General features: G+C 71.9%; 20 protein-coding genes. 12 read left to right on the forward strand and 8 right to left on the reverse strand.

Features of this window, described 5'->3' with window-relative positions; all coding sequences use genetic code 11:
- Positions 1 to 59 precede the first annotated feature (59 nt).
- Positions 60 to 500, reverse strand: coding sequence for a MarR family winged helix-turn-helix transcriptional regulator (locus ACZ4VA_RS29960; RefSeq protein ID WP_468083151.1), 441 nt, complete (start codon positions 498 to 500; stop codon positions 60 to 62).
- A 135-nt stretch (positions 501 to 635) separates the two neighbouring features.
- On the opposite strand from ACZ4VA_RS29960, the gene ACZ4VA_RS29965 reads away from it, so the two are divergent.
- Positions 636 to 1,637, forward strand: coding sequence for an SMP-30/gluconolactonase/LRE family protein (locus tag ACZ4VA_RS29965; protein ID WP_388904229.1), 1,002 nt, complete (start codon positions 636 to 638; stop codon positions 1,635 to 1,637).
- Between the two features lie 8 nt (positions 1,638 to 1,645).
- Here ACZ4VA_RS29965 and ACZ4VA_RS29970 read toward each other — a convergent pair whose 3' ends face one another.
- On the reverse strand, positions 1,646 to 4,069 hold the full coding sequence (locus ACZ4VA_RS29970; protein ID WP_355784603.1) for a DEAD/DEAH box helicase: 2,424 nt from the start codon (positions 4,067 to 4,069) through the stop codon (positions 1,646 to 1,648).
- Positions 4,070 to 4,392: 323 nt separating this feature from the next.
- Here ACZ4VA_RS29970 and ACZ4VA_RS29975 point away from each other — a divergent pair, with 323 nt between their 5' ends.
- The 3 genes from ACZ4VA_RS29975 to ACZ4VA_RS29985 all read left to right on the forward strand — a co-directional run bounded on the left by ACZ4VA_RS29975 (position 4,393) and on the right by ACZ4VA_RS29985 (position 6,257).
- Positions 4,393 to 4,779, forward strand: coding sequence for a CPCC family cysteine-rich protein (locus tag ACZ4VA_RS29975; RefSeq protein ID WP_355784605.1), 387 nt, complete (start codon positions 4,393 to 4,395; stop codon positions 4,777 to 4,779).
- On the forward strand, positions 4,776 to 5,528 hold the full coding sequence (locus ACZ4VA_RS29980) for a HEAT repeat domain-containing protein (RefSeq protein WP_355784608.1): 753 nt from the start codon (positions 4,776 to 4,778) through the stop codon (positions 5,526 to 5,528). The genes ACZ4VA_RS29975 and ACZ4VA_RS29980 overlap by 4 nt, the downstream gene beginning before the upstream one ends.
- 147 nt (positions 5,529 to 5,675) lie before the next feature.
- A complete protein-coding gene (locus ACZ4VA_RS29985) occupies positions 5,676 to 6,257 on the forward strand; it encodes a Uma2 family endonuclease (RefSeq protein ID WP_355784611.1) in 582 nt (193 codons plus the stop codon).
- A 108-nt stretch (positions 6,258 to 6,365) separates the two neighbouring features.
- Here the strand turns inward: ACZ4VA_RS29985 and ychF are convergent, their stop codons facing one another.
- Positions 6,366 to 7,454 carry a redox-regulated ATPase YchF gene (ychF, locus tag ACZ4VA_RS29990; RefSeq protein WP_355784614.1) on the reverse strand — a complete coding sequence of 363 codons (1,089 nt, stop codon included), beginning with the start codon at positions 7,452 to 7,454 and terminating at the stop codon, positions 6,366 to 6,368.
- Positions 7,455 to 7,630: 176 nt separating this feature from the next.
- Between ychF and ACZ4VA_RS29995 the strand changes: the two genes are divergently transcribed.
- Positions 7,631 to 8,302, forward strand: coding sequence for a DUF6542 domain-containing protein (locus ACZ4VA_RS29995; RefSeq protein WP_389390531.1), 672 nt, complete (start codon positions 7,631 to 7,633; stop codon positions 8,300 to 8,302).
- 455 nt (positions 8,303 to 8,757) lie between these two features.
- Here the strand turns inward: ACZ4VA_RS29995 and ppgK are convergent, their stop codons facing one another.
- Together ppgK and ACZ4VA_RS30005 are read right to left on the reverse strand one after the other, a co-directional pair.
- Positions 8,758 to 9,504, reverse strand: coding sequence for a polyphosphate--glucose phosphotransferase (ppgK, locus tag ACZ4VA_RS30000; RefSeq protein WP_452925119.1), 747 nt, complete (start codon positions 9,502 to 9,504; stop codon positions 8,758 to 8,760).
- A gap of 61 nt (positions 9,505 to 9,565) precedes the next feature.
- Positions 9,566 to 10,570 (reverse strand): 4-hydroxy-3-methylbut-2-enyl diphosphate reductase, encoded by a 1,005-nt coding sequence (locus tag ACZ4VA_RS30005; protein WP_355789348.1) that lies wholly within the window; start codon positions 10,568 to 10,570, stop codon positions 9,566 to 9,568.
- A gap of 98 nt (positions 10,571 to 10,668) precedes the next feature.
- Between ACZ4VA_RS30005 and ACZ4VA_RS30010 the strand changes: the two genes are divergently transcribed.
- From ACZ4VA_RS30010 to ACZ4VA_RS30025, 4 genes are all read left to right on the forward strand, one after another.
- Positions 10,669 to 12,048 carry an APC family permease gene (locus ACZ4VA_RS30010; protein WP_468083157.1) on the forward strand — a complete coding sequence of 460 codons (1,380 nt, stop codon included), beginning with the start codon at positions 10,669 to 10,671 and terminating at the stop codon, positions 12,046 to 12,048.
- Between the two features lie 70 nt (positions 12,049 to 12,118).
- Positions 12,119 to 13,327, forward strand: a complete 1,209-nt coding sequence (xseA, locus tag ACZ4VA_RS30015; RefSeq protein WP_355780912.1) for an exodeoxyribonuclease VII large subunit — start codon at positions 12,119 to 12,121, stop codon at positions 13,325 to 13,327.
- 9 nt (positions 13,328 to 13,336) lie between these two features.
- Positions 13,337 to 13,570: an exodeoxyribonuclease VII small subunit gene (locus tag ACZ4VA_RS30020; protein WP_389390533.1), complete on the forward strand. Its 234-nt coding sequence runs from the start codon at positions 13,337 to 13,339 to the stop codon at positions 13,568 to 13,570.
- A 137-nt stretch (positions 13,571 to 13,707) separates the two neighbouring features.
- Positions 13,708 to 14,298, forward strand: a complete 591-nt coding sequence (locus ACZ4VA_RS30025; protein ID WP_355780917.1) for a malonic semialdehyde reductase — start codon at positions 13,708 to 13,710, stop codon at positions 14,296 to 14,298.
- Between the two features lie 72 nt (positions 14,299 to 14,370).
- On the opposite strand, the gene ACZ4VA_RS30030 is transcribed toward ACZ4VA_RS30025, so the two are convergent.
- Positions 14,371 to 14,889, reverse strand: coding sequence for a DUF4245 domain-containing protein (locus ACZ4VA_RS30030; RefSeq protein WP_355780918.1), 519 nt, complete (start codon positions 14,887 to 14,889; stop codon positions 14,371 to 14,373).
- 126 nt (positions 14,890 to 15,015) lie between these two features.
- Between ACZ4VA_RS30030 and glpX the strand changes: the two genes are divergently transcribed.
- A complete protein-coding gene (gene glpX, locus ACZ4VA_RS30035; protein WP_355780921.1) occupies positions 15,016 to 16,047 on the forward strand; it encodes a class II fructose-bisphosphatase in 1,032 nt (343 codons plus the stop codon).
- 96 nt (positions 16,048 to 16,143) lie between these two features.
- On the opposite strand, the gene ACZ4VA_RS30040 is transcribed toward glpX, so the two are convergent.
- On the reverse strand, positions 16,144 to 16,521 hold the full coding sequence (locus ACZ4VA_RS30040) for a WhiB family transcriptional regulator (RefSeq protein ID WP_355780924.1): 378 nt from the start codon (positions 16,519 to 16,521) through the stop codon (positions 16,144 to 16,146).
- Positions 16,522 to 16,717: 196 nt separating this feature from the next.
- A complete protein-coding gene (locus tag ACZ4VA_RS30045) occupies positions 16,718 to 17,446 on the reverse strand; it encodes a DUF1707 SHOCT-like domain-containing protein (protein ID WP_388904241.1) in 729 nt (242 codons plus the stop codon).
- Between the two features lie 197 nt (positions 17,447 to 17,643).
- On the opposite strand from ACZ4VA_RS30045, the gene ACZ4VA_RS30050 reads away from it, so the two are divergent.
- Together ACZ4VA_RS30050 and ACZ4VA_RS30055 are read left to right on the forward strand one after the other, a co-directional pair.
- Entirely contained in the window at positions 17,644 to 19,311 is a 1,668-nt protein-coding gene (locus tag ACZ4VA_RS30050; RefSeq protein WP_355780927.1) for a fumarate hydratase, read from the forward strand.
- Between the two features lie 98 nt (positions 19,312 to 19,409).
- Entirely contained in the window at positions 19,410 to 20,795 is a 1,386-nt protein-coding gene (locus tag ACZ4VA_RS30055) for a class II fumarate hydratase (RefSeq protein WP_356171740.1), read from the forward strand.
- Positions 20,796 to 20,838: the final 43 nt, after the last annotated feature.

The following is a 20,838-nucleotide window of genomic DNA, read 5'->3' on the forward strand; positions in this document are numbered from 1 at the left end:
CGGGAAGCCCGGGGGCGGGAGCGGCTGCGGCGGAGGCGGTGGGTCCTGGGCCCGGGGGCTCAGGGGCGCTCCTTCTCCAGCAGGTCGACGCAGCGGCCCAGCAGGCCGATCAGCACCTCCCGCTCCTCCTCCGTGAACTCGGCCGCCAGCGCCCGCTCGACGCGTACCGCCCGTACGTCCGCGTCGGCCATGACGGCCCGCCCCTCGTCGGTGAGGCGGGTCTCCAGCACGTTCCGGTGCCACTCGTGCGGGGTGCGCTCGATGTAGCCGCGGTCCTGGAGGTTCTTCAGGACCGTGTTCATCGTGGGCGGGGTGACTCCGCACAGGCGGGCCAGCGCGGCGGCCGAGATACCGGCGTTGGCGCTGAGGTGGAGCAGCGCCCCGTACTGCGCGACGGTGAGGCCGGCCGGCTTGAGGACGGCGGTCTTCGTCGCGTTGAGAGCCTGCTCGGCCCGCTTGATGTGGGAGCCGAGGCGCTCGGCCGCGGGCATGGACGTCATCCCCGCATCGTATCGGCGACACGACGGTAAGCCCCAGGTCAACGCTAAGTACCTTGACGAGCATTAGGGCTCTAATCTAAGTTCGCACTCGTTTCGCAGCGACTTCTTCCCAGACGCCGACCGAGAGGCACCGTCGTGTCCCGTTCGATCCAGCGCCGCACCTTCCTGACCGCCGCCGCGCTCACCGCGGCGGCCACCGCGACCTCCGTACCGTCCGCGGCCACCGCCGCGTCCCGCTCCTCCGCCGCACGCGTGACCACCGCGTACGAGCTCCCGGGTGACCGCGTCTACCCCGAGGGCATCGCCGCCGACCCGCGGACGGGCCACCTGTACGTGGGCTCGTACGCCACCGGCGCCGTCTACCGCACCACACCCGGCCACCGCACGGCCGAGGTCTTCCTCCCCGCCGGCGCCGACGGCCGCACCACGGCCAACGGACTGAAGACCGACCGCGCCGGCCGCCTCTGGGTGACCGACTCCACGACCGGCGTGGACGTCTACGACCTGCGCACCCGGACCCTGCTGGCCCGCTTCGACGTGCCCGGCGACGCCCCGCGCATGGTGAACGACCTCGCGATCACCCCGGACGGCAGCGCCTGGCTGACGGACAGCCTGCGCGAGGTCGTCTACCGCGTGACACCGGCGGAACTGGCACGGGCGACCGCGCACGGCGGGCGCGCGGTGCTGACCACCGCGTACGAACTCGGCGGCGCCCTCACCCCGCACGCCCCCGGCGCCTACACCCTGAACGGCATCGTCGCCGCCGGCCGCTACCTGCTCACGGTCGACATGACGGCGGGCACCCTCCACCGCGTCGACCTCGCCACCGGCGCCATACGCACCGTCGCGCTGTCCGGCGGGGACCTGCGGCACGCCGACGGACTCGAACTGGTCCACGGCACCCTGTGGGCGGCCCACAACGCGAGCAACACCATCACCCGCTGGCGCCTCTCGCGCGACGGCACGGCGGCCCGCCTGGAGCGCAGCGTCACCGACGCCTCGCTCCAGATCCCGACCACCCTCGTACGGCACGACGGCCGCACGCTCGTGGTCCGTTCACAGTTCGACCAGGGCGGTCCGATGGGACCGGGCACACCCAGTACGCCGTTCACCGTGGCCCAGGTGCACGGCATCTGAGCCCGCTGTCAGCCGCCGGTCACGACCGCCAGCCGCTGCTGCTCCTCCTCCACCAGACGGCGGGCGAGCCGGTCGTCCGAGACGTCGACCGCGTCGGGCGTCGCCTCCGCCACGTCACTGCGGCGGGCGTAGGCGTCGAACAGCCGGTCCTTGTTCTTCAGGATCTCCAGCAGCCGCTCGTCCACGCTGTCCGCGGCGAGCAGGCGGTGCACCTGGACCGTGCGCACCTGGCCCATGCGATGGGCGCGGGCCACGGCCTGGTGCTCCAGGGTCGGCTTGACCTGCGGCTCGCACAGGATCACCACGGACGCCGCCTGGAGGTTGAGGCCGACGCCGCCCGCCTCGATCTGGCAGAGCAGCACCGCGTGCCCGTCGGCCGCCGCGAACTCGTCGACCATGAGCTGCCGGCGGCCGGCGGGCACCGACCCGGAGATCGGCCCGAACACGTCCTCGCCCAGGGCGGCGTGGACGGTCGCGAGCACGTCCCGGAAGTACGAGAACACGACGACCTTCAGCCCGTTCTCCGCCGCCTCCGTCACCAGCTCGCGCAGCCGCTGGAGCTTGGCCGACCCCTCCGCGTCGGCGTACGCGGCCCGCCGCATCGCCATGAAGTTCCCCGCCTCGACGGCCTCGCGGTAGGCCCTGCGGTCCGCGGTGCCGAACTCCTCCCACTCGTCCACCTCGACCAGCGCGGGCAGTTCGGTCAGGACGTCCCGCTGGTTGCGGCGGAGGTAGGCGGGCGCGACCGACCTGCGGAACGCGTGCGGTCCCGCGACCGCGTCGCTCGCGTGGATGCCGGGCACCAGCTCGGGCCGCAGATGGCGCACCAGGCTGCGGAACTCCCCCACCCGGTTCTCCATCGGCGTACCCGTCAGGAAGAGGACGCGGTCGCAGTACGCGGTCCAGGCGGCGACGGCCCGGGAGCGGCGGGTCTCGGGGTTCTTCACGTAGTGCGCCTCGTCGACGACGAGCATGCCGGGCCTGGCACCGGCGGGCGTGAGGGCCGGCCGCGCCGCGCCGGGGGCTCCCCCCGACCGCGCCCGGCCCGAACCCCTGGACGGCCGTGGCACCCCGGCGCCCCTGGACCGCGCACCGCCACCCCGCCGTCCGGTCCCGGTCGAGCCGTCCGCCTTCTCCGTCGCCGCCGTGCCGTCCGCCTCCTCCGCCACCGTCACCCCGTCGGCGGCGGTGAGGGTGTGCAGGACGTCGAAGGTGGTGATCGCGACGCCGCCGCGCTCGCACCACTCGGCGTAGGCCTCGCGGCGGTCGGGACCGTGCACCGGCAGGGCGCGCAGGGTGCTGCGCGCGCGGATCTCACGCGTCCAGTTGATCAGCACGCTGGCGGGGCACACCACCAGGAAGTGGCTCTGCCCCCGCGCCGCGAGATGCGCCAGCGCGGCGATCGCCTGGACCGTCTTGCCGAGCCCCATCTCGTCGCCGAGCACGACCCGGCGCTGGGCGAGGGCGAACCGGGCGCCGAAGGACTGGTAGCCGCGCAGCGACACCCGGAGATGGGTGTCGTCCAGCGCCTGGGCGTGCACGCGCTCGGCGACCTCGGACGGCAGGAAGCCCTCGGCCGCCGCGACGTCCGGCGCCTGGTCCGAGACCTCGGCGAGCTGGCTGTAGTAGTCCGCGGAGCGCAGCTCGAAGTCGACCCACGCCTCGATGTCGGTGGCCGGTTCGCGCAGCAGGTCCGTCGACGCCTGGGCGAGCAGCAGCCGCAGACCGCGCGCCCTCGCGTCGGCCGTCAGCTCGCGGAGTTCGGTGATCGCCGCGAGGGCGCTGTCCCGCCCGTGACGCCCGGCGAGCGCCATGCGCAGCCGACCTACCGCGGGGCGGGCGGCGGGCAGCAACGCACCGAGCCGCTCGTCAAGCCGTCCCGCCGCGTCCACGGCCCGCCGCAGCTCCGGGCCCGCCTCGACGAGCCTGCGCAAGGCGACGACCAGGGCGGTGGTGCGGGGCTCGGGACGGTCCACGTCGATGCGTACGGAGACGGTCTCCTCGACCGCCCTGGCGATCTGGCGGGCGGCGGCGAGTGCCTGGTCGGCGGTCTGCGCGCCGACTCCGGGGATCTGCCGCAGCTCGTAGCGGCTCGCCTCGTGCACCGCCCGCACGGAGCCGAGTCCGGCCGCCTCGATCGCCCCGAGGCGCAGCCGGCCCTCGGTGACGTCCTTCAGCCGGGAGACGGGGATGGACTCCAGCTCCCCCGCGACGAGTTCGGCCCGCAGCGGCACCAGGGCCGACCGTACGGCTTCCAGGGCACGGGCGTGATCGGCGAGGACGCCGCGCGCGGCCTCGTACAGCCGCCCGCCCTCGGCGAGCAGTTCCCTGGCCCGGCGCCCCACGGGCGGTTCCGCCCGCTCCTGGGCCCGCGAGCCGCTCGCGCCCAGCACCGCCAAGGGCCCGCCCGCCGCCTCGTCGACACCCGCCATGACGCCCCTCGCACACCGATCCGTCCACCCTGACCGCCCCGACCCGCGCAGTCTTCCACGCCCCACCGACAACGGACCGCCGAAAGGGAACGGGACCGGCACCACGTGGGAAAAGGACCCGACTCCAAGGAGTCGAGCCCTCCCGACCTGCACCCCTGCCACCCCAGCAACCTGGCGGCCACCCGCTACACGTTGAACCGGAACGATCAGCGCAGCGCTCCGACCCGCAGAAACGACCCCCCGGAGTCCCCATCCAGCACCGATCCGGCACTCTGCAGAGAAACCCATGGCGCACCGGCGGGACCTGCCGCGAGACTGCGCAGGTGAGCGACTCCTGCCCCTGTCCCTGCTGCGGGCACCGCGTGCTGGACGCGCTGCCCGGCTCGTACGAGATCTGCCCCGTCTGCTTCTGGGAGGACGACGGGGTCCAGTTCCGCTGGCCGACCATGAGCGGCGGCGCGAACAAGGTCTCCCTGATCGAGGCCCAGCGGAACTACCAGGACTTCCGCGCCTGCGACCAGCGCAGCCGGCAGTACGTCCGCCCGCCGGCTGAGGACGAGCCCCTCGACCCCGTCTGGCGCCCGATCGATCCGGCACGGGACTCCTTCGAGGACTGGGCGGCCGAGGACCGCGCCCCGTGGCCCGACGACCGCTCGGTGCTCTGCTGGTGGCTCCCCACTTTCTGGCGCCGGGACTGCACCGCGTCATGACCTCCCACATCGAGACACTCGTCCAGCAACTCGACGGCCAGGCCGACGAGTCCTACGACGCCCGCGCGGAGCTGATCTGGATCGGCACCGACGCCATATCCGCCGTCATCAAGGGCCTGCCTTCGCTCGGCGGCTTCGGCCAGCTGACCGCCATCGAGGTCTTCGAGGAAATGGGCGACCCCCGTTGCGGCCCCGCCCTCATCGGCCTGCTGGACAGCGACAACCCGACCGTCCGCGAATGGGCGGCCATGGCCCTGGCGAGCCTGGAGATCGACGGCGCGGTCGAACCCCTGCGCCACGCCTACCGCGCCTGCCTGGAACGGGCGACCCCACCGGACTGGAGCGAGCCCGTCGGCATCCGCTGGGCCCTGACCGAACTCGGCGCACGCACCCCTGTCGTCCCACCGCTCACGGCACGCCTACGCCCCACCGCTGCGGACGACGCCCCCGGCTGGCCTTCCGCCCTCTTCGCCGAGATCATCGACGACCTGGCCGACCACGCTCAGGTGATCCTCTACTCCCAGTTCTGGCGAGTGGACGCCGGTCGCACGTACAGCGTCTCCGGCCCCGGCCTGGACTGGGAACTCGACTGGACCGCGCCCTGGGAACACCTGGTCGAGGAGTCCCGCACCTGGTCGCTGCTGGAAGCCTCCGAAGCCCCTGCCGACGACAACATCTTCGTCGCCCCTACCTGGATCGACCGTACGGATTTGTACCCGGAGAGGTGGTGTCCTCCTCGTCCTCGGTGAGTCCACCCATCGCGTCAGGAGCCGGCGTCACTACGCCCGCCTGCCGATCAAGCACGCGGGACCGTGCAGACGGTCTCGGCGGGAAGACTGGTCACCCCCGGTAATGATCTCGTGGCCCCTGCCTCGTCGAGTCGCTACGGTTGGGCCATGACCGCACTGCCCGACTGGATGCGCCCGCCGCGCGCGGAAGGCTGGTTCGCGGAGGACCTGGACCGCCTCCCCGAGGCACCCCGCCACACCGAGCTGATCGACGGAGCCCTCGTCTTCATGATGTCGCCCCAGCGCTCCTGGCATGGCCGCCTCGTCACCGCCCTGACCACCACACTCATGGCGCAGGCACCGGCCGGCTTCGAGGTCGAGCGGGAGATGACGATCCGCCTCGATGCCCGCAACCGCCCCGAGCCGGACCTCCTGCTGACGGACCTGCCCTATGACCCCGACCGAACCTGGTACGCCCCGGAGGACGTGAAGCTCGTCGTGGAGGCGGTCTCCCCCGAGTCCGCGCATCGCGATCGCACAGTAAAGCTCCGCAAGTACGCGGAGGCCGGCATCCCGCACTACTGGTGCATCGAGGACGAAGGCGGCGCTCCCGTCGTCCACGTCTACGAACTCGACGAACCGACCGGCGCCTACGCGCCTGCCGGCATCTTCCGGGGCAGCCTGAAGCGCCCCGTGCCTTTCGAGATCAGCCTGGATCTCGACAAGCTCACCCCGCCGCGGAGCGATTGAAGTCAGCTCCGATTCAGCACGGGAACGCATAAGGGGCCGGGCTCGCCAGAGCCCGGCCCCTTCTGACCTCACGTCTGCCGAAGCACCTGGCGCGCTTCGGTGAACCGATCACACGTTGAAGCGGAACTCCACCACGTCCCCGTCCTGCATGACGTAGTCCTTGCCCTCCATGCGGGCCTTGCCCTTGGCGCGGGCCTCGGCGACCGAGCCGGTCTCGACCAGGTCGTGGAAGGAGATGACCTCCGCCTTGATGAAGCCCTTCTGGAAGTCGGTGTGGATGACTCCGGCGGCCTCGGGGGCGGTGGCGCCCTTCTTGATGGTCCAGGCGCGGGATTCCTTCGGGCCGGCCGTGAGGTAGGTCTGCAGCCCCAGGGTGGCGAAGCCGACCCGGGCCAGGGTGGTGAGACCCGGCTCCTCGGCGCCGACGGACTGGAGGAGCTCCATGGCGTCCTCCTCGTCGAGCTCGGCGAGGTCCTGCTCCAGCTTGGCGTTCAGGAAGATCGCCTCGGCCGGGGCGACCAGCGCGCGCTGCTCGTCCTTGAAGGCGTCGTCGGTCAGCTCGTCCTCGTCCACGTTGAAGACGTAGAGGAACGGCTTGGTGGTCAGCAGGTGCAGGTCGTGCAGGAGCTCCTCGTTGCCGGAGCCCTGGACGATGCCCGCGGAGAAGAGGGTGTCGCCCCGCTCCAGGATCTCCTTGGCCTCCTCGACCGCCTTGACCTTCGGCGCGATGTCCTTCTTGATGCGCGACTCCTTCTGGAGGCGCGGCAGGACCTTCTCGATGGTCTGGAGGTCGGCGAGGATCAGCTCGGTGTTGATCGTCTCGATGTCGTCCTTCGGCGAGACCTTGCCGTCGACGTGGACGACGTTCTCGTCCTTGAAGGCGCGGATGACCTGGCAGATCGCGTCGGACTCACGGATGTTCGCGAGGAACTTGTTGCCCAGGCCCTCGCCCTCCGAGGCGCCCTTCACGATGCCCGCGATGTCGACGAAGTCGACGGTCGCCGGGAGGACGCGCTGCGAGGAGAAGATCTCGGCCAGCTTCGTGAGGCGGGGGTCGGGGACGCCGACCACGCCCACGTTCGGCTCGATCGTGGCGAACGGGTAGTTGGCCGCGAGCACGTCGTTCTTGGTCAGGGCGTTGAACAGGGTCGACTTGCCGACATTGGGCAGACCGACGATTCCGATCGTGAGCGACACGTTGCGACTTCCCGTACGAGAGGATGGGCGGCACGGCCTACGTGGTGAGCGGGCCGATCCACCAGTCTACGGCGTGCGGGGCCTCGCACCGGCGACGTATCGAACGCATGGCCAAGGTCTGTCCGTCGGCGTGTCCCAGGGGCCATTCCACACATAAAACGACCTAAGTTGGTCCGGTGGAGCAACACAGGACGCGCCCCCCGCAGCCCAGGACCCGACGAGGCACGCCCCTGCCCCCGCAGACGGGGCGGGGCGGCTCGGCCGCGGGCCGCCCCGGCCGCACCCCGTCCGCGGGGCGCGGCAACGCCGTACCGAGGGGTGCGGCCGGCGCCCCCCGGGGCGGCAACGGTGTCCAGCGGAGCGCTCCGGGCGCCCGGCGCCCCGTGTCCCCGCTGGTGCACGCGGTACGGCGGATGCCCAACCCGCGTCTCACCGGGCTCGGCAGCGGACTGTTCTGCGGGGCGCTGATGTTCGCGCTCGCCTGCCTCGACCAGCTGCTGTTCGGGGCGTCCCTGACGGTCTACGGCGTGCTGTTCCTGCCGGTGTGCGCGGTGACGGCCGTCTGGGTGCGGCGCGGCGACCTCGTCACGGCGCCGGTCGTCGTGCCGATCGCGTTCGCGTTCGGGCTGCTGCCCGTCGCCGACGGGGGCGGGGGCTTCGGCGGGCACGTGATGGGGCTCGTCACCGCCCTCGCCACGCAGGCCGGCTGGCTGTACGGCGGGACGCTGGTCGCGGGGCTCATCGCGACCGTGCGCAAGGCGCGCCAGATGACCCGCCGGGCCGCCCGGCGCCGTCCCCATGCCCCGCGGGCCACCACCGCCCCGGCCCGCCGCCGCCCCACCGCCTGAACCGCACCCCGGGTGGCCGGGAGCCCGCTCGCGCGCGGACCATCGTCCGCCACAGCCCGCCGCACCCCGGCACAGGGCACGCTCTCATCCGTCGCGGTGCGCGCTCGCGCGCGGTGACCGTCGTCCCCGCAGCCCGACGCACGGCACGTCCTCGTCCCTCGCGGTGCGCGCTCGCGTGGTGATCGTCGTCCGCCACAGCCCGGCGCACGGCACGCCCTCGTCCGCCGCGGACCGCACGCGCACGCGGAGACCGTCGTCCCCGCAGCCCAGCGCACGGCACACCCTCACCCGCCGCGGAGCCCGCTCGCGCACGTGCCCGTGGGCCGCCACAGCCCGGCGCAGCCCAGCGCACGGCACGTCCTCACCCGCCGCGGAGCGCGCTCGCGCGCGGTGACCGTCGGCCGCCGGGCGGGGGACCGTCCGACGCGGACGGTCCCCCGCGCCCGAGGGCGCCGCTACGCGTGCTCGGCCGCCCGCATCGCCGCGCCGACGATGCCCGCGTTGTTCTGCAGGGCCGCCGGGACCATCTCCGCCTTGATGCCCTCGATCAGCGGCAGGAACTTGTGGGCCTTGCGGCTGACGCCGCCGCCGATGATGAAGAGGTCGGGCGAGAAGAGCATCTCGACGTGCGCCAGGTACTTCTGGACGCGGGACGCCCAGTGCTCCCACGTGAGGTCGTTGTCCTCCTTGGCCTTCGTGGAGGCGCGCTTCTCGGCGTCGTGGCCGTGCAGCTCCAGGTGGCCCAGCTCCGTGTTCGGCACGAGGGCGCCGTCGACGAAGAGGGCGCTGCCGATGCCCGTGCCGAAGGTGAGCATGATGACCGTGCCCTGGCGGTCGCGGCCCTGGCCGAAGCGCATCTCGGCGACGCCCGCGGCGTCGGCGTCGTTCAGCACGGTCACCGGGAGGCCGCCCAGCCGCTCGCCCAGCAGGGCGCGCGCGTCCGTGTCGATCCAGCGCTTGTCCACGTTGGCCGCCGTACGGATCGTGGAGCCGCCGGTGACCACCCCGGGGAATGTGATCCCGACGGGGCCGGTCCAGCCGAAGTGGTCCACGACCTCCTTCACGCCGTCCGCCACCGCGTCGGGCGTGGCCGGGTGCGGGGTCAGCACCTTGTAACGCTCTTGGGTCAGCTCGCCCTGATCCAGGTCCACCGGGGCGCCCTTGATCCCGGACCCGCCGATGTCCACACCGAAGATCTGCATGGCTCTACGTTACGTCGTACGACTGACAGTCACTCCTCGGCCCCGGACTTCCCGGGAACCGTCACTTCTGCGCGGTGCGCTCCGCGACGAGGGCGGCGGCCTCCGCGCGCAGGTCGCGGCGCAGCTCCTTCGGCAGCGAGAAGGTGATGGACTCCTCGGCGGCCTTGACCAGCTCGACGTCCTCGAAGCCCTGGCCGGCGAGCCGCTCCAGGACCTGCTCGACCAGCACCTCCGGGACGGACGCGCCCGAGGTGACGCCGACGGTGCTGACGCCTTCCAGCCACGCGTCGTCGATCTCGTCGGCGAAGTCCACCAGGTACGCCTCACGGGCTCCGGCGAGCTTGGCGACCTCGACGAGGCGCTTGGAGTTGGAGGAGTTGCGCGAGCCGACCACGATGACCAGTTCAGCCTCGGCGCCCATCTGCTTCACGGCGAGCTGACGGTTCTGCGTGGCGTAGCAGATGTCGTCGCTGGGCGGCGAGATGAGCTGCGGGAACTTCTCCTTGAGGGCGTCGACGGTCTCCATCGTCTCGTCCACCGACAGCGTGGTCTGGGAGAGCCAGACGACCTTGGACGGGTCGCGGACCTCGACCTTGGCGACGTCCTCGGGGCCGTCGACGAGGGTGATGTGGTCGGGCGCCTCGCCGGAGGTGCCGATGACCTCCTCGTGGCCCTCGTGGCCGATCAGGAGGATGTCGAAGTCCTCGTCGGCGAACCGGACGGCTTCCTTGTGCACCTTGGTGACCAGGGGGCAGGTCGCGTCGATGGTGGCGAGCTTGCCGCGGGCCGCCTCGTCGTGGACGGCCGGGGCCACGCCGTGCGCCGAGAACATGACGATGGAGCCCTCGGGGACCTCGGCCGTCTGTTCGACGAAGATGGCGCCCTTCTTCTCCAGGGTCTGCACCACGTACTTGTTGTGGACGATCTCGTGCCGGACGTAGATGGGGGCCCCGTACTGCTCCAGGGCCTTCTCGACGGCGATCACGGCGCGGTCCACACCCGCGCAGTAGCCACGGGGGGCGGCGAGCAGGACACGGCGGCCAGACGAAGCGGTCATGGAGACCATCGTAAGGCCGCGACCGGCGGGTCGAAGATCGCCTCCGCGGTGACAGCGGGAAAGGATCGGGCGGGGGCGGGACCAGAGGCGACGCTCGGGAGGCACGGATGTCCGACACGCAGACCACGGCCGGCGCGACGGGTGACGCCGGGGAGGAACGCGGGCTGCGGCGCAGTCTGGGCTTCCGGGACCTGGTGGTCTACGGGCTGCTGTTCATCGCCCCGATGGCGCCGGTCGGTGTCTTCGGCACGCTCGACGCCCGGTCGCACGGCGCGGTCGCGCTGGTGTACGTCGTCGCGACCGTCGCGATGGCGTTCACCGCTTTCAGCTACGCCCAGATGGTGCGCGTGGTCCCCCAGGCGGGTTCCGTGTTCGCCTACGCGCGCGCGGGGCTCGGCAGCGGGGCGGGCTTCGTCGCCGGATGGATGGCGATGCTGGACTACCTGCTGATCCCGGCGGTGGCGTACCTCTTCTCGGGGATCGCGATGAACGCGCTGGTCCCGGACGTCTCCCGGTGGGTGTGGACCGCTCTCGCCGTGGTCGTCACGACCCTGTTGAACCTGTGGGGCGTACGGACCGCGGCTCGGGTGGGCTTCCTGGTGCTGGCTATGGAGGTCGTGGTCCTCCTCGTCTTCGTCGTGTCGGCGGTCGTCGTCCTCGCGCGCGACGGGGCCCAGCGCGGCTGGCTGTCCCCGCTGACCGGCGACGGTTCCCAGGGCGCGTTCACGCTGTCGGCGGTCATCGGCGCCGTGTCCATCGCCGTGCTGTCGTACCTGGGCTTCGACGCGATCGCCTCCTTCGCGGAGGAGGTCACGGGCGGTGCGCACAAGGTCGCCCGCGCGGTGCTGCTCTGTCTGGCGCTCGCGGGTGTGCTCTTCGTGGCGCAGACGTACCTGGTGGCGCTGCTGGAGCCGGTGTCGTCCGCCGAGCTGGCCGCAGATCCGGTCAAGCAGGGGTCCGCCTTCTACGACGCCGTCGACTCCTCGGTGGGCGGCTGGCTGCACAACCTGGTGGCCGTGAGCAAGGCGATCGGGGCGGCGTTCGCGGCGCTCGCCGGACAGGCGGCGGCGGGCCGGCTGCTGTTCGCGATGTCCCGCGACCGGCGGCTGCCGCGGGCGCTGTCGAGGACCGACGACGGGGTGCCGCGGGCGGCGCTGCTGTGCGCGGCCGTCATCACGCTGATCGCGGCGGTGTGGGCGGCGCGGCGCGACGACGGCCTGGACCGCCTGGTGTCGGTGGTCGACATCGGGGCGCTGACCGCGTTCACGCTGCTGCACGCGAGCGTGGTGGGCTGGTTCGCGCTGCGCGGCAGCGGGCCGGTCATCTGGTGGCGACACGTCCTGATGCCGGCGATCGGCGCCGCGATCACCGTCGCGGTGATCGTCGAGGCGTCCGGTACGGCACAGGTGGTGGGCGCGATCTGGCTGGTGATCGGGCTGGTGGTGCTGGTCGCCCAGCGCGGCAGGACACCGGCGCCCCGCGGGTGACCGGGCCGGGACGGGGCACGGGCCGGTGAGGCCGCCGGCGTTGTCGGTCCCGGCCGTTACGCTCGGGCGCATGGCTCTGAACACGTCCGCGGACGCCCCGCTGCCCGTCGGTGAGGTGTCGCGGCTCATCGGAGGGTGGATCGACCGGCTCGGCGCGGTGTGGGTCGAGGGGCAGATCACCCAGCTGTCGCGACGCCCCGGCGCGGGCGTCGTCTTCCTGACGCTGCGCGACCCCTCGCACGACATCTCGGTGGGCGTCACCTGCTACCGGCAGGTGTTCGACTCTGTGGCCGACGTGGTGAGCGAGGGCGCGCGCGTGGTCGTCCTCGCCAAGCCGGAGTGGTACGCGCCGCGGGGCCAGCTGTCGCTGCGGGCCACCGAGATCAAGCCGGTGGGGGTCGGCGAGCTGCTGGCCAGGCTGGAGCAGCTGAAGAAGTCCCTGGCGGCCGAGGGCCTGTTCGCGGCCGGGCGCAAGAAGCCGCTGCCGTTCCTGCCGCAGCTCGTCGGGCTCGTCTGCGGGCGTGCCTCGGCGGCCGAGCGGGACGTCCTGGAGAACGCCCGGCACCGCTGGCCCGCCGTCCGCTTCGAGGTGCGCAACGTCCCCGTGCAGGGGGTGCACGCGGTGCCGCAGGTCGTCCAGGCGGTGAAGGAGCTGGACGCGCTGGACGACGTGGACGTGATCATCGTGGCGCGGGGCGGCGGCAGCGTGGAGGACCTGCTGCCCTTCTCGGACGAGCAGCTGGTGCGGGCGGTGGCGTCCTGCCGTACGCCCGTGGTGTCCGCGATCGGGCACGAGCCCGACACTCCCCTGCTGGACTACGTGGCCGACCTGCGCGCGTCCACGCCGACCGACGCGGCCAAGAAGGTCGTCCCGGACGTCGGCGAGGAGTACGAGCGGGTGCGGTTCCTGCGGGACCGGGCGCGGCGGGCCGTGCAGTCCTTCGTCGACCGCGAGGAGCGCGGCCTGGCGCACGCGCTGGCCCGCCCGTCGATAGAGGATCCGCACCGGATGGTGGACGAGCGCGCGGACCAGGTGGGTTCGCTGCTGGACCGCGGCCGGCGCTGCCTCGGGCACCAGCTGGACCGGGCGGACTCCGAGCTGACGCACACGCACGCGCGCGTGGTGGGCCTCTCCCCCGCCGCCACCCTCAAGCGGGGCTACGCGGTGCTCCAGAAGTCCGACGGCCACGTGGTGCGCGCGCCGCAGGAGGTCGCCGCGGACGAGCCGCTGCGGGCGCGGGTCGCCGAGGGTGAATTCACGGTACGAGTCGATGCATAGGGTGGGCGCATGACCAGCAAGGTGGACGAGGCTCTCGGGTACGAGCAGGCGCGGGACGAGCTGATCGAGGTCGTACGGCGCCTGGAGGCGGGCGGGACGACGCTCGAGGAGTCCCTGGCGCTGTGGGAGCGGGGCGAGGAGCTGGCGAAGGTGTGCCGGCGCTGGCTGGACGGGGCGCGGGCGCGTCTGGACGCCGCGCTCGCCGAGGAGGACGGCCCCGAGGACGGGGCGGACGGGGAGTAGTCCCCTCATCACTCCGTGGTTGTGAGGCGGATCACCACGGACCCGTTTTTGTTGAACCTTGAACTTCTTCCGCGTACTGTCGGAGACGTCAGCCGATCCGACGGATCCGACGCACGTCTCGAAAAGGTTCTTCTTTCATGTCTCTCGTTCTTGACCCCGCCGCCCAGGACCTGCTGTTCCGCGAGGCCCGCACCGCGAACACCTTCACCGACGAGCCGGTGACCGAGGAGCAGGTCCAGGCGATCTACGACCTGGTCAAGTACGGCCCGACCGCCTTCAACCAGTCGCCGCTGCGCATCACCCTGGTCCGCTCCGCCGAGGCCCGCGCCCGCCTGGTCCCGCTCATGGCCGAGGGCAACCAGCCGAAGACCGCCACCGCCCCGCTGGTCGCGATCCTCGCCGCGGACAACGAGTTCCACGAGGAGCTGCCGCAGCTCTTCCCGCACTTCCCGCAGGCCAAGGACGCGTTCTTCTCCGAGCGCCCGGCCCGTGAGGGTGCCGCCGCGCTGAACGCCGCCCTCCAGGCCGCGTACTTCATCATCGGCGTCCGCGCCGCCGGCCTGGCCGCGGGCCCGATGACCGGCTTCGACTTCGCCGGCGTCCAGAAGGAGTTCCTGGACGACGACCACACCCCGCTGATGATCGTCAACATCGGCAAGCCGGGCGACGACGCCTGGTTCCCGCGCTCCCCGCGCCTGACGGCCGAAGAGGTCATCACGACCGTCTGATCCGTCCCGCGTACGCGAAGGGCCCCCGGCGACGCGCCGGGGGCCCTTTCCGTGTCCGGAGCCGGACCGAGGTCAGGACGTGCGCAGGGCCCCGGCCATCTTCGCGAGCCCGGTGAACGACGCCGTGCCGGTCACCACCGTCGTGGAGCCCTTCTCCTTCAGCACGAGCGCGTCGTAGTGGTCGCCCTCGTACCGCTGCCACGTCCGGTCGCCGATGCGCTGCGTCTTCGGCGTCTCCTCGGCACCCTGGCTGGCGTCGTCGATGAAGGCGGCCGGCCGCTGCGTGGACTGCTCGACCGCCACGTACTCGCCGTCCGGGGCGTGGTAGCCGAGGTGCCAGGCGTCGAACTTCTCGCCGTCGAACCGCACGGACGTCGCCTTCCAGGCCGTCGGCAGGCCCTGGGGCGCCGCCACCGGGTAGGCGGCGGCGCGGCGGGCCGTGCTCAGCTCGACGGTGTAGTCGACGCGCTTGACCGGGGGCTCGGAGTCGTCGTGCGGGACGAAGACGTAGATGAAGCCCGCGACCAGACCGATGAAGCCCAGGGACAGAACCATGTCCCGGACCGTCTGCTTGCCTTTCATACCTGCCACGCCCCCTATCGTCGCAGGTGCAGTGGTCTGCTCATCCGTGGGCCCCCCTGCTCATTTTGTCTGCCTGACGATAGAGTCGGGGCACACCCTCATCCGGCCGTCGTCGTATCAGAAAGGTGCGCTCCGATGACCGAGCATCACTTGCCGTCCGAACTCGAGGTCCCCTCAGAGGCCCCCGACCGCAACCTCGCCCTGGAACTCGTCCGGGTCACCGAAGCAGCCGCGATGGCCGCGGGCCGCTGGGTCGGCCGCGGTGACAAGAACGGCGCCGACGGCGCCGCCGTACGGGCCATGCGGACCCTCGTCTCCACCGTCTCCATGAACGGCGTCGTCGTCATCGGCGAGGGGGAGAAGGACGAGGCCCCGATGCTCTTCAACGGGGAGCAGGTCGGCGACGGGACGGGCCCCGAGTGCGACATCGCCGTCGACCCGATCGACGGCACCACCCTGACCGCGAAGGGCATGAGCAACGCCATCGCGGTGCTGGCCGCCGCCGACCGCGGCACCATGTTCGACCCGTCCGCGGTCTTCTACATGGACAAGCTCGTCACCGGTCCGGAGGCCGCCGACTTCGTCGACATCAACGCCCCCGTCTCGGTGAACATCCGCCGCGTCGCGAAGGCCAAGCGCTCCACGCCCGAGGACGTCACGGTCGTCATCCTGGACCGGCCGCGGCACGCCGGGATCATCGACGAGATCCGCGAGACCGGCGCCCGCATCAAGCTGATCTCCGACGGCGACGTCGCGGGCTCGATCCTGGCGCTGCGCGAGGGCACCGGCATCGACCTGCTGCTCGGCATCGGCGGCACGCCCGAGGGCATCATCTCGGCCTGCGCCGTGAAGTGCCTGGGCGGCACCATCCAGGGCAAGCTGTGGCCCAAGGACGACGAGGAGCGCAGCCGCGCCGTCGACGCGGGCCACGACCTCGACCGGGTCCTCTACACCGACGACCTGGTGTCCGGCGAGAACGTCTTCTTCGTCGCGACCGGCATCACGGACGGCGAGCTGCTGCGCGGGGTGCGGTACCGCGCGGAGACGGCCACGACCGAGTCGATCGTGATGCGCTCCAAGTCGGGCACGGTCCGCCAGATCACCTCGGAGCACCGGCTGAGCAAGCTGCGGGCGTACAGCGCGATCGACTTCGACCGCGCCAAGTAGCGGGCCCGCGCGGCCCGTTGGACCCGCGGCCGTGACGTACGTCGGAGGGGCGCCCCCCGTGCGGGGAGGGCGCCCCTCTCGCGTCTGGTCCGCCGGTCAGCCGGCGGCGGCTATCGTCCCCGAGGCGCGGGCGGCCTTCTTCAGCTCGACGTCGCGCCGGCGGCGCCGGGCGAGCACCACGCGGCGCTCGGCGGCGGTGAGGCCGCCCCACACCCCGTACGGCTCGGGCTGGAGGAGGGCGTGCTCCCGGCACTCGACCATGACGGGGCAGCGTGCGCACACCCGCTTCGCCGCCTCCTCGCGGGACAGCCGGGCCGCGGTGGGTTCCTTGGAGGGTGCGAAGAACAGGCCCGCCTCGTCACGCCGGCACACGGCCTCCGTGTGCCACGGGGCTTCCTGATCCCTGTCCCGCACTGGCGCCCGCTGGGCCGGAACGGCAGCTACCTGCAGGGTCTGATGCGGCGGTTGCAGCACGGTCTACTCCTGACGACGGCTTCGCGAGCGTGCCGGGCGCCGCGGACCTTTTCGCAGCGCCCTCCGAGAGACGATGCAGCAAGGCCTACCCGCTGTGCGCGCGCCTATGCACTGCGTTCCGAAGCGCGGCGTTTCTCCGTCCCCGGCACGCCGCGCGGGCGGACCGGTCCGCTCCGCGCCGCCGGATTCACGAGCGTCAATGCCCCAGGTGTTTGCGCAAACCGCGGTCCACCCGCCCCGACACGTGCTGCGCCACCCGGTCGAGGATGTCGGCGACGAGCTTGCCGCGCTTGGGCTTCGCCTCCACGTTCCCCAGGACGGCGATGCCGTCGACGTAGATCACGGGGGCGTCCGGGTCGTCCGCGTCCAAGGTGGCCACCTCGAAGTTGCCGAGGACACCGCCGCCGCTGCCGCGCAGCGACACGTTCTCCGGGACGCGGACCTCCACGTTGCCGAAGACCGAGACCGCCTTGATCACGACCTGCTGGTACTCGAAGACCGCCTCGCTGAGGTCGATCTCCACGTTGCCGAAGATCGCGTACGCGTGCATGCGGCGGCCGGCGCGCCAGCGGCCCTTGCGGACCGCGGTGCTGAACACCGCCACCACGTTCTCGTCGGCGTCCACCGGGATCGCGCCCTCTGTGGGGCGGTTCGGCGCGGGCGCGAAGGCGGGGGCCGGGCGGCGCCCGTGGGCTGCGGGCAGGTCCCGCACGAACACGTCGAGCTGCCCCACCGTCTTGGCGCTCAGCACGCCCTCCACGCGCTCCGCGTGCTCGTCCGGGGTGAGGCGGCCCTCGGCCAGGGCGTCGCGCAGGAGGTCCGCGATCCGGTCGCGGTCGGCGTCGGAGCAGCGCAGCTCGGTCGGCGTGACGGGCCGGCTGTCCGGCCTGTCGTCGGTCGGGGCGGGGCTCTTGTGAAGGTCCACGGCAGCAGCGTACCCAAACGCGATAGATCGCGACTACCCCCTGTCGCGACCTGTGGAGAACTCCGGCGCCCGGCACCGTCCCGTCCGGCCGCCCGACTGAGCCCTACCTCACAGGCGGGCCGCTTCCGCCAGGTCCTACGCTGGTGGACGCTGCCAACGGAGGCCAGCCGCTGTCTGTCGAGTGAGGAATGGGCGAGATGCCTGAGTTCGCGTACACCGATCTGCTCCCCCAGGGAGAGGACACCACCCCCTACCGGCTGGTGACCTCCGAGGGTGTCTCCACCTTCGAGGCCGACGGGCGGACCTTCCTCAAGGTGGAGCCGGAGGCGCTGCGCAAGCTGGCCGCGGAGGCCATCCACGACATCCAGCACTACCTGCGCCCGGCCCACCTCGCGCAGCTGCGCCGGATCATCGACGACCCGGAGGCGTCGGCCAACGACAAGTTCGTCGCCCTCGACCTGCTGAAGAACGCGAACATCGCCGCCGCGGGCGTCCTGCCGATGTGCCAGGACACCGGCACGGCGATCGTGATGGGCAAGCGCGGCCAGAACGTCCTCACCGAGGGCGGCGACGAGGCGGCCCTCTCGCGCGGCATCTACGACGCGTACAAGAACCTCAACCTGCGCTACTCCCAGATGGCCCCGCTGACCATGTGGGACGAGAAGAACACCGGCTCGAACCTGCCGGCCCAGATCGAGCTGTACGCGACCGACGGCGGCGCCTACAAGTTCCTCTTCATGGCCAAGGGCGGCGGCTCGGCCAACAAGTCGTTCCTCTACCAGGAGACGAAGGCCGTCCTGAACGAGGCCTCCATGATGAAGTTCCTGGAGGAGAAGATCCGTTCGCTCGGCACGGCCGCCTGCCCGCCGTACCACCTGGCGATCGTCGTCGGCGGCACCAGCGCCGAGTACGCGCTGAAGACCGCCAAGTACGCCTCCGCGCACTACCTGGACGAGATCCCGGCCGAGGGCTCCGAGCTCGGGCACGGCTTCCGGGACAAGGAGCTGGAGGAGAAGGTCTTCGAGCTGACGCAGCGGATCGGGATCGGCGCGCAGTTCGGCGGCAAGTACTTCTGCCACGACGTGCGCGTGGTCCGCCTGCCCCGGCACGGCGCGTCCTGCCCGGTCGCGATCGCGGTGTCCTGCTCCGCCGACCGCCAGGCCGTCGCGAAGATCACCGCCGAGGGCGTCTTCCTGGAGCAGCTGGAGACCGACCCGGCGCGCTTCCTGCCCGACACGACCGACGAGCACCTCGACGAGGCCGCCGACGTGGTCAGGATCGACCTCAACCAGCCGATGGACGACATCCTCGCCGAGCTGACCAAGTACCCGGTCAAGACCCGGCTCTCGCTCTCCGGGCCGCTCGTCGTCGCGCGCGACATCGCGCACGCCAAGATCAAGGAGCGCCTGGACGCGGGCGAGGAGATGCCGCAGTACCTGAAGGACCACCCGGTGTACTACGCCGGTCCCGCGAAGACGCCCGAGGGGTACGCGTCCGGTTCCTTCGGGCCGACCACCGCCGGGCGGATGGACTCCTACGTCGAGCAGTTCCAGGCGGCGGGCGGCTCCAAGGTGATGCTCGCCAAGGGCAACCGGTCCCAGCAGGTCACCGACGCGTGCGGATCGCACGGCGGTTTCTACCTCGGGTCGATCGGCGGTCCGGCCGCGCGGCTCGCGCAGGACTGCATCAAGAAGGTCGAGGTCGTCGAGTACGAGGAGCTCGGCATGGAGGCCGTCTGGAAGATCGAGGTCGAGGACTTCCCGGCGTTCATCGTCGTCGACGACAAGGGCAACGACTTCTTCAAGGACCCGGCGCCCGCGCCGACGTTCACGACGATCCCGGTGCGGGGCCCCGGACTCGGCTAGCCACGGGCGGGGGGCCGTTTCCGGCCGCCGCGGCCCGACGGTGACCACGGATGGGCGGACGGGGGAACATCCCCCGTCCGCCCCACGCTGTACCGGGTATGAGCGACTACCGCATCGAGCACGACTCCATGGGCGAGGTCCGCGTCCCCGCGCACGCCAAGTGGCGGGCCCAGACGCAGCGCGCCGTGGAGAACTTCCCCGTCTCCGGGCAGCACCTGGAGCGCGCCCACATCGAGGCCCTCGCCCGGATCAAGGCGGCCGCCGCGAAGGTGAACGCCGAACTGGGGGTGCTCGACAAGGACGTGGCCCAGGCCATCGGGGACGCCGCCGCCGAGGTGGCCGAGGGACGCTGGGACGAGCACTTCCCAGTGGACGTCTTCCAGACGGGCTCCGGGACCTCGTCCAACATGAACACCAACGAGGTCATCGCCACCCTCGCGACCGAGCGGCTCGGCCGGGACGTCCACCCGAACGACCACGTGAACGCCTCGCAGTCGTCCAACGACGTCTTCCCCTCCAGCATCCACATCGCCGCCACCGCCGCCGTCACCCGCGACCTCGTCCCCGCCCTGGAGCACCTCGCCGCCTCCCTGGAGCGCAAGTCCGAGGAGTTCGCCGACGTGGTGAAGTCCGGGCGCACGCACCTCATGGACGCGACGCCGGTGACGCTGGGCCAGGAGTTCGGCGGATACGCGGCGCAGGTGCGGTACGGCGTCGAGCGGCTGCGGTCCTCGCTGCCGCGACTGGCCGAACTGCCCCTCGGGGGAACGGCGGTGGGCACCGGGATCAACACCCCGGCCGGGTTCGCCGCCGCCGTGATCGAGGAGGTCGCCCGCACCACGGGGCTGCCGCTCACCGAGGCGCGCGACCACTTCGAGGCACAGGGCGCGCGGGACGGGATCGTCGAGACGAGCGGGCAGCTGCGGACCATCGCGGTCGGGCTGACGAAGATCGCCAACGACCTGCGGTGGATGGCGTCCGGACCGCGCACCGGGCTCGCCGAGATCAACCTGCCCGACCTCCAGCCGGGTTCCTCGATCATGCCGGGCAAGGTGAATCCGGTCATTCCCGAGGCCGTGCTGATGGTCGCCGCCCAGGTGACGGGGAACGACGCGACCGTGGCCGTCGCGGGCGCCGCCGGCAACTTCGAGCTCAACGTCATGCTCCCGGTCATCGCCAAGAACGTGCTGGAGTCCGTCCGGCTGCTCACCAACGTGACGCGCCTGCTCGCCGACCGGACCGTCGACGGCATCACCGCCAACCGCGAACGGGCGCGCGAGTACGCCGAGTCGTCGCCGTCCGTCGTGACCCCGCTGAACAAGTACATCGGGTACGAGGAGGCCGCCAAGGTCGCCAAGAAGGCCCTCGCGGAACAGAAGACGATCCGTCAGGTCGTGCTGGAGTCCGGCTATGTGGAGCGCGGCGACCTCACGAGCGGGCAGCTCGACGAGGCCCTGGACGTCCTGCGGATGACGCACCCGTGACTCAGCCCGCCCGCGCGCGAACCGTGACGCGCGCCGCAGCGTC

The sequence above is a fragment of the Streptomyces sp. NPDC028308 genome, from assembly GCF_055565855.1.